Below are 10996 nucleotides of genomic sequence, written 5' to 3' on the forward strand. Positions count from 1 at the left end.
TTAATAAATGCTTCAGATGCTGCTCGAGCCCATGAGCTTACTGGTTGAAGTAAAGCTTTTTGAAATTCATGTAACTGATATAGCATGTTGCCTCCTGATAATTCAGTGTAACCGCTTATTGCGCGTTGTTAAGCTAATACGCGGGCGATTGCTTTGGCTACCTTATCAATATTTTTGGTATTGAGAGCAGCCACACAAATACGGCCTGTGGAGAGGGCATAAATGCCATCCTCTTTTTGCAAGCGTTCTACTTGCTCAGCTGTGAGGCCTGAATAAGAGAACATGCCACGCTGAGCTTCAATAAAAGCAAAGTCTTGCTTAACGCCAGCAGCGGCGAGTTTTTGTACAAGCCCTTGACGCATTGCTTTGATGCGATCACGCATTTCAGCTAATTCATCTTCCCAAAGCTGTCTGAGTTCTGGTGAATTCAGAACGGCAGCCGCAATGGCAGCGCCATGAGTTGGAGGATTGGAGTAGTTCGTACGAATCACACGCTTCAACTGAGAAAGTACGCGAGTAGATTCATCTTTGCTTTGAGTCACGATAGACAATGCCCCAACTCGCTCACCATAAAGTGAGAATGATTTAGAGAAAGAGCTTGAAACAAAGAATGACATGCCAGATTCAGCGAATAAGCGAACAGCAATGCCATCCTGCTCAATGCCAGCAGCAAAGCCTTGGTAGGCCATATCTAAAAATGGAATGAGTTGCTTTGCTTTACAAATAGCAATTACTTGACGCCATTGCGCTTCAGTGATGTCAGCACCAGTTGGGTTGTGGCAGCAAGCGTGCAACAAAACTGTAGTGAACTTTGGGAAAGATTCTAAAGACTTCACCATGCCATCAAAATCAACACCACGAGTCTTGCTATCAAAATAGGCGTACTCAACAACTTCAAATCCCGCGGATTCAAAAATGCCGCGGTGGTTTTCCCAGGTTGGGTTGCTGATTGCACAAGGCGCATTCAAATTGAGGCGCTTAATAAAGTCTGCGCCAACGCGTAATGCGCCAGTGCCACCAAGGCACTCAGCAGTTACAACGCGACCATCTTTAATGAGTGAGGAATCGGCGCCGAACAATAGGTTCTGTACTGCGCTGTTATATGGGTTAGGGCCTTCGATTGGAATATAGCTACGCGGAGAGTGCTTGGCCACAATAGCCTCCTCAGCCTTAATAACCGCTTTCAAAAGAGGTACCTTGCCTTCATCGGTGTAATAGACGCCAACACCTAGGTTGACCTTGTCTGCGCGTTGATCGGCGACATAGGCTTCTGTGAGGCCAAAAATAGGGTCTTTAGGGGCTAGCTGGACGGAAGTAAAAAGGTTCATTTGGGGATCGAAATGGGGAGGTAATTTAGTTTAAAAGAGGTATTTCAGTATTAATTGACGTTAAATTCAGTTGGATTTAGTTTAAATGGCTGTTTTTGAGTCTAGATTCAACTATTTCCAAATAAAAACGGCAAAATCAGTGTTTGTAAAAAATTCGCTGTGAACTAATAGTCACAGGTGAAATGATAGCTGAGATGCCCCCTAAGTTGCCTAAAAGTCCCTCAAATTCTAAAGTTGCCGAAAGTAAGAAAAGCCCCGTGGCTGATCCTTTGGGCGAGGTAGGTCACAACCTGGATCCAGCTAAGTTCGTTTCTTTCCCAGATTCTCCATTTCAGCTTTATCAGCCATTCTCGCCCGCAGGGGATCAACCGGCCGCTATTGATGCTCTGGTAGCCGGAATTGAGGATGGATTGACCTTCCAGACCCTTTTAGGGGTTACTGGTTCAGGTAAAACCTTCACGATGGCCAATGTGATTGCAAGGACAGGTCGTCCTGCGATCATTTTTGCCCCTAATAAGACCTTGGCCGCCCAGCTTTACAGCGAGTTTCGGGAGTTTTTCCCCAAAAATGCAGTGGAGTATTTCGTCAGTTACTACGACTACTACCAACCAGAAGCCTATGTCCCAACGCGAGATTTGTTTATTGAAAAAGATTCATCAATCAATGAACACATCGAGCAAATGCGATTGTCTGCTACCAAGAGTTTGTTAGAGCGTCGAGATGTCATCATCGTAGCTACTGTCTCGGCAATTTATGGTATCGGTAATCCAGGCGACTATCACAGCATGGTGATGACTTTGCGTCCTGGTGACAAGATGAGCCAGCGTGATATTTTGATGCGTCTAATTGCGATGCAGTACGACCGCAATGAAACCGATTTCAAGCGCGGAGTTTTCCGAGTACGGGGCGACACGATTGATATCTTCCCAGCCGAGCATAATGAATTGGCAGTACGTGTTGAACTCTTTGATGATGTCATTGAGAGTTTGCAATTCTTTGACCCGCTTACTGGAAAAATTCGTCAGAAGATTCCGCGCTTTACTGTTTATCCCAGTTCACACTATGTAACGCCGCGTGACACAGTTTTGAAAGCGATTGAAACGATCAAGGCTGAACTACGGCTTCGCTTAGATGAATTCGTTAAGGACGGCAAGTTAGTAGAGGCCCAGCGTCTAGAGCAGCGCACTCGCTTTGATTTGGAGATGCTCAATGAATTGGGTTTCTGTAAGGGGATTGAGAACTACTCCCGCCACCTCTCTGGCGCTATGCCGGGTGAGGCGCCACCTACCTTGGTGGACTACCTGCCAAATGATGCCTTGATGTTCTTGGATGAGAGTCATGTTCTGATTGGACAGCTTAATGCTATGTACAACGGAGACAAGTCTCGCAAACATACCTTGGTGGAGTTTGGTTTTCGCTTGCCTTCGGCGATGGATAACCGACCACTCAAGTTCACTGAGTTTGAGATGAAGATGCGTCAAACAGTTTTTGTTTCCGCTACGCCAGCTGATTACGAAAATACGCACACCGGACAAGTGGTAGAGCAAGTGGCCAGACCAACTGGATTAGTTGATCCAGAAATTGAAGTGTTGCCAGCAAGTACACAAGTAGATGATTTGCTAAATCAGATTCATGAGCGCGTCAAAGTCCACGAACGCGTTTTAGTAACAGTATTAACAAAACGCATGGCTGAGCAGTTGACTGATTACTTATCGGATAACGGTGTGAAGGTGCGTTACGTTCATTCAGATATTGATACTGTAGAGCGCGTAGAAATTCTGCGTGATTTACGCTTAGGCGTCTTCGATGTCTTGGTGGGTATTAATTTATTGCGTGAGGGCTTGGATATTCCAGAGGTCTCATTAGTTGCTATTTTGGATGCAGATAAAGAGGGCTTCTTGCGCTCTGAGCGCAGTTTGATCCAAACGATCGGTCGAGCTGCACGAAACGTCAAAGGCAAGGCAATTTTGTATGCGGATCGCATTACCGATTCCATGAAACGGGCGATGGGGGAGACGGAGCGCCGCCGCACGAAGCAGGTCGCCTTTAACAAAGCAAATGGGATTGAGCCAAGAGGGGTTCAAAAGCGTATTAAGGACATCATTGACGGGGTTTATGACGTCAAAGAGAAGCGCTCTGAGATGCAAGTGGAGCAGGAGCGGGCTCGCTATGAGGATATGAGTGAGAAGGATTTAGCCGGGGAAATCAAGCGTTTAGAGAAGCAAATGAACTCTGAGGCCAAGAATCTGGAGTTTGAAAAGGCTGCAGCCACCCGTGATCGCCTTACAAAGGTCAAGGAAATGGCCTTTGGGGCGCGCTCTCGAGATGCAATTTAGTGATGTTTTAATCCTGAGCAAAATAGTTGGGTATATGTTAAAGTTGAGTGGAATGGTCGGGTATTACCCGCCCGGCTGTTAGCTGTCCATAACAATCCATTACCAAGGTGACATATGAGACTTACAACCAAAGGCCGTTTTGCAGTAACCGCAATGATTGATTTAGCCCTGCGTGAAACGCACGGGCCTGTAACTTTGGCTGGAATTAGCCAAAGACAGAAGATTTCCCTGTCTTACTTAGAGCAGTTGTTCGGTAAATTACGCCGTTTCAATATTGTTGATAGCACTCGCGGCCCAGGTGGTGGTTACACCCTTGGCCGCAAGTCAGAAGAAATTAGTGTGGCCGACATCATTGTGGCTGTCGATGAGCCTTTAGATGCAACCCAATGTGGTGGCAAAGGCAATTGTCATAGTGATGAAGAAAGCCATGGTCGTTGCATGACCCATGATTTATGGTCAAACCTGAATGCCAAGATGGTGGAGTACCTCAGTTCCGTGTCTTTGCGTGACTTGGTGCAACAGCAATCCGGACGCGGAATCGTATTACATGATTTGCGTCCCAAGAAAGCCAAGACTGATAGCGTAAAGGCAGAAAAGCCGGCAACAGCAGTCGCAGCAACAAAAGAAGTTGCTCCAAAGCGGCCTCTTGTGAATTCTGTTTTTAACCTCGCTCAGCAAAGTTGAGCCGAGATATTAACTTCTTAGCCCATTGATAGATAAATAAATATGAACGCACCACAAGACATTCCTCAGCAGGCAGTACCCATGTTTAGTCCTAAGCATTTCCCGGTGTATATGGACTATTCAGCTACAACGCCGATTGATCCACGCGTAGTCGACAAGATGCTGCCTTACCTGCGTGAGCAGTTTGGTAATGCGGCATCTCGTAGTCATGCCTACGGTTGGGCTGCGGAAGAGGCGGTGGAGTGGGCGCGTTCAGAGGTGGCCCAGCTAGTTCATGCTGATCCAAGAGAAATTGTGTTCACTAGTGGCGCAACTGAAAGTATTAACTTGGCACTTAAAGGTGCCGCTCACTTTTACAAAGAGCGCGGCAATCACATCATCACCGTGAAGACTGAGCACAAGGCAACTTTAGACACTTGCCGTGAGCTCGAACGCGAAGGCTTTGAAGTTACTTATTTAGATGTTTTGCCTGATGGTCTGATCGATTTTGCTCAGCTAGAGGCAGCAATGAAGCCGGGCACGATCTTGGCATCGGTGATGTATGTCAATAACGAGATTGGTGTTGTGCAAGATATTCCACGCATTGGCGAGTTGTGCCGTTCCCGTGGCGCGATATTCCATGTCGATGCAGCGCAAGCGACTGGCAAAGTAGAAATTGATTTAGAGAAAGTCAAGGTTGATTTAATGAGCTTTTCTGCTCACAAGACTTATGGTCCAAAAGGTATCGGTGCATTGTTTGTCCGTCGTAAGCCCCGTATTCGTATTGAAGCTCAGATTCATGGTGGCGGTCATGAGCGCGGCATGCGTTCGGGTACCCTGGCCGTTCATCAAATTGTTGGTATGGGCGAAGCCTTCCGCATTGCTCGTGTTGAGATGGTCGCAGAGAACGCCCGCATTCGTGCATTGCGCGATCGACTCTTGACGGGTTTGAAGGATATCGAAGAGGTTTATGTGAATGGTGATATGGACTACCGTGTTCCACACAACCTCAATATCAGCTTTAACTATGTTGAAGGCGAATCGATGTTGATGGCATTAAAGGATTTGGCTATCTCCTCTGGTTCTGCATGTACTTCAGCATCCTTAGAGCCTTCTTATGTATTGCGCGCACTTGGTCGTAATGATGAATTGGCCCATAGCTCAATTCGCTTTACTTTGGGACGCTTTACTACTGAACAAGAAGTTGATTTCACAATTAAGTTGGTTAAAGAGAAAATTGCTAAGTTGCGCGAGCTCTCACCGCTTTGGGAAATGTTTAAAGATGGTATTGATCTCAGCACCATCCAGTGGGCAGCACACTAAGCAGTATTAAAGATAGTTAAGCTAATTAATATATAAGAGAAATAACGAGGAAATACCATGGCATATAGCGACAAAGTAATTGATCATTATGAGAATCCCCGTAACGTGGGTTCTTTCGAAAAAAGCGATGACCAGGTAGGTACTGGTATGGTTGGTGCACCTGCGTGCGGCGACGTCATGAAATTGCAAATCCGCGTCAATGATCAAGGCGTGATTGAAGACGCTAAGTTCAAGACTTATGGTTGTGGCTCTGCGATTGCATCCTCTTCATTGGTGACTGAGTGGGTTAAAGGTAAAACTTTAGACCAGGCCTTGGAGATTAAGAACTCCTTGATCGCAGAAGAGTTGGCTTTGCCACCTGTAAAAATTCACTGCTCAATTTTGGCTGAAGATGCCATTAAGGCCGCAGTGGCCGATTACAAAGAAAAGCATCTAGCCCAGTAAAGATAAAGAGGCTTTCATCATGGCAATTACCTTAACCGACAAAGCAGCGAAACATGTGCAGCGCAATTTAGATAAGCGCGGCAAAGGCTGTGGCTTACGCTTAGGTGTTCGCACTACTGGTTGTTCTGGCTTAGCCTATCAACTTGAGTATGTGGATGAGGCCGCTCCAGAGGATGCGAAGTTTGAATCCAATGGCATCACTATTTTTATTGATCCCAAGAGCTTGGCCTATTTAGACGGCACTGAATTGGATTTTGTACGTGAAGGCTTGAACGAAGGCTTTAAGTTTCAAAATCCGAATGTAAAAGATGAGTGTGGTTGTGGTGAATCCTTCCGCGTCTGACAATTACTTTCGTTTTTTTGATTTAGAGCAGCAATTCAACCTAGATTTGTCTGCATTAGATCAGGCTTATCTAGCAATTCAAAAAGAGGTGCATCCAGATCGCCATGCCCGTGGCAGTGATACTGAGCAACGACTTGCTATGCAAATGGCTACGCTCGCAAACACCGCCTTTCAGACTTTAAAGAATCCCGTTCAACGCGGACTCTATCTCTGTCAATTGAATGGAGTAGATGCGCGCCTAGAAACGAATACCGCCATGCCAGCCGCTTTTCTCGTGAAGCAAATGGAATGGCGTGAGAGTCTTGAGGATCAAGATGAGGACCTCGGTGCGCTAGAGGCTTTGGCTGAAGAGGTTGACCAAGCGAAGCGAGATATCTTGGCAGAGATTGCTCAAGCCATTGATGCAGCCCAGAATTACGAGCGCGCTGCTGAGTTACTCAGAGGCCTTCTTTTTATTGATAAGTTTGCGCTTGAGCTGGATGACGCTATCTCAGTTCTTGTATAGCTTTACACTCTAGTCCCCATGGCCTTATTACAAATCTCCGAACCTGGTAAATCACTTGCTCCGCATCAGCGACGGATTGCGGTGGGTATTGATCTGGGTACCACCAACTCTTTGGTGGCGATTGTGCGAGATGCTTTGCCTAAAGTGCTTCCGGATTCAGAGGGACGTGAACTGCTTCCTTCGGTAGTGCGCTACCTCCCTAATGGCAGAACGCAGGCAGGCTTCGAAGCGATTGAAAGTATTGTTTCTGATCCCAAAAACACCATTGTTTCTGTCAAACGCTTCATGGGTCGCGGCATTGTCGATGTGGAAAACATTGAAAGCGCACCTTACGACTTTGTCGATGAGCCGGGGATGTTGAAGTTGCGAACAGTTGCTGGTGACAAGAGTCCGATAGAAGTGTCTGCAGAAATTCTCGCACGCTTGCGTCAGCTGGCTGAAGATTCTGTAAACGACGATATCGTTGGCGCAGTAATTACTGTGCCTGCCTATTTTGATGATGCTCAGCGCCAGGCTACTAAAGATGCCGCTAAGTTGGCCGGCATCGAAGTCTTGCGTTTGCTCAACGAGCCTACTGCAGCTGCAATTGCCTATGGTCTTGATAATGCCTCCGAGGGTATCTACGCTGTATATGACTTAGGCGGCGGTACCTTTGACATCTCTATTTTGAAAATGAGTAGGGGTGTATTTGAAGTGCTCTCTACTGGTGGTGATTCAGCTTTAGGTGGCGATGATTTTGACCATCGCCTTTACTGTTGGGTAATCGAGCAAGCAAAACTCCCGCCACTCTCAATTTCAGATCATCGCAAGCTCCTACTTTCTTGTAAACATGCTAAAGAGCTATTGAGTCACAACCCCTTAGCCCGCGTTCATGAAACGCTTGTCGATGGTACTTTAGTGAACGTTGGCATCAGCCAAGCTCAGTTCTTTGAGATTACTCAGAACCTCATTAGTAAAACACTAACAGCAGTAAAAAAAGCTTTGCGTGACGCTGGCCTCAAGGCCGATGAAGTTAAAGGCGTGGTGATGGTGGGTGGTGCGACTCGCATGCCTCATGTGCAACGTGCGGTTGGCGAATTGTTCGGCACCAAGCCCTTAAATAATCTCAACCCTGATCAAGTGGTTGCTTTAGGTGCCGCTATGCAAGCTGACCTACTAGCTGGTAATCAAAGCAAAGATGATGAGTGGTTATTGCTGGACGTGATCCCACTATCTCTTGGTCTTGAAACCATGGGCGGTTTGGTAGAAAAAATTATTCCGCGCAATACACCTATTCCGGTTGCACGTGCGCAGGATTTCACGACCTTTAAAGATGGTCAAACAGCACTAGCAATTCAGGTAGTTCAAGGTGAACGCGAGTTGGCGCAAGACTGCCGCTCTCTTGGTAAGTTTGAATTGCGTGGTATTCCAGCAATGGCAGCTGGGGCTGCCCGTATCCGGGTGACATTCCAGGTGGATGCTGATGGCCTTCTTTCGGTAAGCGCTATGGAGCAGGGGTCAGGAGTTCAAGCCTCAATTGACATCAAGCCATCCTATGGTTTGACTGATGCTGAAATTGCACGCATGCTGCAAGACGGGTTTGCTTCTGCCAAAGTAGATCTCTTGGCCAGATCCTTGCGTGAAGAACAGGTGAATGCACAGCGTTTATTGGATGCCGTACAAACTGCATTGGATTCTGACCGTCGATTGCTGAACGACCAAGAGCAGGTCGCTGTGGATCAAGAGATGGCTACTTTGCAAAAGATTCTGGCTGAAGAAACAGACAGCGCTATTTTGAGAAAAGCAGTAGATCATGCCGCAAAGGCGACCGATGAGTTTGCTCAGAAGCGTATGAACGCCAGTATCCAGAAGGCTTTATCTGGCATGAATGTTGCCGAAATTTAAGAAAAGAAAATTATTAAGATGACTCAGATTGTTGTTCTGCCCCATAGCGAGTATTGCCCTGAAGGTGCGGTACTTGAGGTGACTCCAGGCACCTCTATTTGCGAAGCGCTACTAGAAAATAACATTCCGATTGAGCATGCTTGCGATATGGTTTGCGCTTGCACTACCTGCCACGTGATTGTGAAAGAGGGTTATCAGAGCCTGAATGAGCCAGATGAGAATGAAGAAGATTTGTTAGATCGCGCATGGGGCCTCAATCCCCAGTCTCGATTGTCTTGCCAAGCGATTGTTGCTCGTCAGGATTTAGTTATTGAGATCCCGAAGTACTCTATCAATCACGCCAAAGAAAATCACTAATTCCAAACTCGGCATTAAACTCAAGCAATATTGGAGGATTAATGGGTTTATGAATAATCAATATAAAACGTGGTGTTGCATTGGCGTTATGTCGCTGTTGGGTGCTTGCTCAAATAATAGTGACCCTTATCAAAATGCAGCCTACCCCCAAAGTTATACTCAAAGCGGTGGCTATGGAAGTTCTCCGCAACTGATTTCCTCTGCCCAGTTACAGTCACTGGTGTCCCCAATTGCACTGTATCCTGACTCACTTTTATCTCTCATGCTTCTGGCTTCAACTTATCCACTCGAGGTGGCTGAGGCCTATAACTGGCGTAGAAGTAACTCAAGTCTTAATGGCTCAGGATTGCAAGATGCCCTGAAGGCTCAGTCGTGGAACGACAGCGTGAAGTCATTGATTTCATTCCCGCAGGCATTTGACATGATGGGTAGCAAGCTGCAGTGGACCCAGAACCTGGGGAATGCCTATAAATTGCAGCCAGCAGATACGATGGCGGCAGTGCAGGTCTTGAGAAAGCGTGCTGTGCAGGAAGGAACCCTGAAGACGAATCAACAAATCTTAGTAAGTACGGATGCCAATTCAAACGTTTTGATTAGTCCGGCGAATAGCCAAGTGGTCTACGTACCAAGTTATAACCCCACAGTTGTTTATGGCCCATGGCCATACCCAGACTATCCACCATATCCAGCTTATAACCCTGCTTGGGGAATGATGACATTTGGTCTTGGGCTGGCTGTTGGCGGGGCTTTTTGGTCGACTCCGAGCTGGTCTGATGGCACGATTAATGTAAACAATAATGGCATTAATAATTCAGGTAAATCGACTAGGGGTTTGATCGGCCCAAGTAGCATTCAAAATCAGCAGCGCCTTTTGAATGACTGGAAGAGCAATGCGACCCCGCAAGAGCGTCAAGCAGCAAAAAATGCTGGCCAAAGAGCTAGTAGCAATTTTCAGAAAAATGCCACCCCACAGGAGCGCGCCCAAGCTGATCGTATGAATCAAGAGGCTCGTAATGACTATCAGCAGGATCGTGCAAATCCCAATGCTTATCGCGAAGCTGCCCAAGAAAATGCCATGCGAGAGCAGGCTCGTTACGACCGCATGAATGATGATCGATTTGCTGGTCGAGGCGGTTTTGGTGGTGGTCGTATGGGTGGATTTAGGCGTTAACAAATAGAGAGCTACAAGATGAAATTATTCAGAGTCACCCTATGCGTAGTCAGTGCAATGATGCTTATGCAGTCAAATGCATTTTCTCAGACTAATTTACCGAAAGGCGATGCCTCAACAGCTGCTTTAGTTGATTTATGTAAGAACCTGGATGATCTTGATGGGCAGAACTTTTGCTTTGGGTTTGGGGAAGGTGTGTATCAAGCGTACTTAGCTAATCACAATACCAAAATGAAGGGCAATATTTGTTTTGCCGGAAACGCTGGCACAAGAGAGGAAATTCTTCGGGAGTTCTTAGCTTGGACTCAAGCTAACCCTCAGTTCAATCCAGAACGTGCAGCCAAGACCTTAGTGCGATTCTTCGAGGCGAAGTACCCCTGCAAGTAGCTTGGCTTGGGCGGCAGTCATCATCTGCACCAAAATGATGCGTTTGGCACTGAAAGAACGCATCTTTATATTTCGCAGTTTGAAGTGAGGATTACTATGAATCTGTTGTTCATTCTTTAGTAATACCTCCATAGATTTTCTTTCAAACCACCCTACGTGAACTGACCCCCAAAAGTTGGACCTTATGTCCAACCAAGGGGGTTTTGTTTTATGAGCAAGTACAGTAAGCAGTTCAAGCTAAAGGTAGTTCAAGAG

Annotated in this window: 11 protein-coding genes; 10 read left to right on the forward strand and 1 reads right to left on the reverse strand. The window is 46.6% G+C overall.

The features are described from left to right. Window positions 1–128 precede the first annotated feature (128 nt). Complete coding sequence (locus B7X71_RS07545; protein WP_293600457.1) at window positions 129–1328, reverse strand: amino acid aminotransferase; 1200 nt, start codon at window positions 1326–1328, stop codon at window positions 129–131. Window positions 1329–1510: 182 nt separating this feature from the next. On the opposite strand from B7X71_RS07545, the gene uvrB reads away from it, so the two are divergent. From uvrB to B7X71_RS07595, 10 genes are all read left to right on the forward strand, one after another. Further along, window positions 1511–3664 carry an excinuclease ABC subunit UvrB gene (uvrB, locus tag B7X71_RS07550; RefSeq protein WP_293600458.1) on the forward strand — a complete coding sequence of 718 codons (2154 nt, stop codon included), beginning with the start codon at window positions 1511–1513 and terminating at the stop codon, window positions 3662–3664. A 114-nt stretch (window positions 3665–3778) separates the two neighbouring features. Then, window positions 3779–4348, forward strand: a complete 570-nt coding sequence (locus B7X71_RS07555; protein WP_293600459.1) for a Fe-S cluster assembly transcription factor — start codon at window positions 3779–3781, stop codon at window positions 4346–4348. A gap of 81 nt (window positions 4349–4429) precedes the next feature. Then, window positions 4430–5650, forward strand: coding sequence for an IscS subfamily cysteine desulfurase (locus B7X71_RS07560; protein ID WP_293600460.1), 1221 nt, complete (start codon window positions 4430–4432; stop codon window positions 5648–5650). A 57-nt stretch (window positions 5651–5707) separates the two neighbouring features. Further along, the gene (gene iscU, locus B7X71_RS07565; RefSeq protein WP_293598560.1) at window positions 5708–6094 is read left to right on the forward strand and encodes a Fe-S cluster assembly scaffold IscU; all 387 of its coding nucleotides are present in this window, start codon (window positions 5708–5710) and stop codon (window positions 6092–6094) included. A 19-nt stretch (window positions 6095–6113) separates the two neighbouring features. Then, entirely contained in the window at window positions 6114–6437 is a 324-nt protein-coding gene (gene iscA / locus B7X71_RS07570; RefSeq protein WP_046330505.1) for an iron-sulfur cluster assembly protein IscA, read from the forward strand. Then, window positions 6418–6942: a Fe-S protein assembly co-chaperone HscB gene (gene hscB / locus B7X71_RS07575; protein ID WP_293598559.1), complete on the forward strand. Its 525-nt coding sequence runs from the start codon at window positions 6418–6420 to the stop codon at window positions 6940–6942. Before iscA ends, hscB begins: the two co-directional genes overlap by 20 nt. Before the next feature lie 18 nt (window positions 6943–6960). Then, complete coding sequence (gene hscA / locus B7X71_RS07580) at window positions 6961–8826, forward strand: Fe-S protein assembly chaperone HscA (protein ID WP_293598558.1); 1866 nt, start codon at window positions 6961–6963, stop codon at window positions 8824–8826. Between the two features lie 18 nt (window positions 8827–8844). Next, a complete protein-coding gene (gene fdx, locus B7X71_RS07585; RefSeq protein ID WP_293598557.1) occupies window positions 8845–9183 on the forward strand; it encodes an ISC system 2Fe-2S type ferredoxin in 339 nt (112 codons plus the stop codon). 49 nt (window positions 9184–9232) lie between these two features. Next, complete coding sequence (locus B7X71_RS07590) at window positions 9233–10354, forward strand: DUF3300 domain-containing protein (RefSeq protein ID WP_293598556.1); 1122 nt, start codon at window positions 9233–9235, stop codon at window positions 10352–10354. 18 nt (window positions 10355–10372) lie between these two features. Then, on the forward strand, window positions 10373–10741 hold the full coding sequence (locus B7X71_RS07595) for a Rap1a/Tai family immunity protein (RefSeq protein WP_293598555.1): 369 nt from the start codon (window positions 10373–10375) through the stop codon (window positions 10739–10741). Window positions 10742–10996: the final 255 nt, after the last annotated feature.

The sequence above is a fragment of the Polynucleobacter sp. 39-46-10 genome (genome assembly GCF_002282275.1).

Coding starts and splice junctions, on each gene's coding strand:
- B7X71_RS07545 (WP_293600457.1), bottom strand. CDS start 1,328: ATGAACCTTTTTACTTCCGTCCAGCTAGCCCCTAAAGACCCTATTTTT.
- uvrB (WP_293600458.1), top strand. CDS start 1,511: ATGATAGCTGAGATGCCCCCTAAGTTGCCTAAAAGTCCCTCAAATTCT.
- B7X71_RS07555 (WP_293600459.1), top strand. CDS start 3,779: ATGAGACTTACAACCAAAGGCCGTTTTGCAGTAACCGCAATGATTGAT.
- B7X71_RS07560 (WP_293600460.1), top strand. CDS start 4,430: ATGTTTAGTCCTAAGCATTTCCCGGTGTATATGGACTATTCAGCTACA.
- iscU (WP_293598560.1), top strand. CDS start 5,708: ATGGCATATAGCGACAAAGTAATTGATCATTATGAGAATCCCCGTAAC.
- iscA (WP_046330505.1), top strand. CDS start 6,114: ATGGCAATTACCTTAACCGACAAAGCAGCGAAACATGTGCAGCGCAAT.
- hscA (WP_293598558.1), top strand. CDS start 6,961: ATGGCCTTATTACAAATCTCCGAACCTGGTAAATCACTTGCTCCGCAT.
- fdx (WP_293598557.1), top strand. CDS start 8,845: ATGACTCAGATTGTTGTTCTGCCCCATAGCGAGTATTGCCCTGAAGGT.
- B7X71_RS07590 (WP_293598556.1), top strand. CDS start 9,233: ATGAATAATCAATATAAAACGTGGTGTTGCATTGGCGTTATGTCGCTG.
- B7X71_RS07595 (WP_293598555.1), top strand. CDS start 10,373: ATGAAATTATTCAGAGTCACCCTATGCGTAGTCAGTGCAATGATGCTT.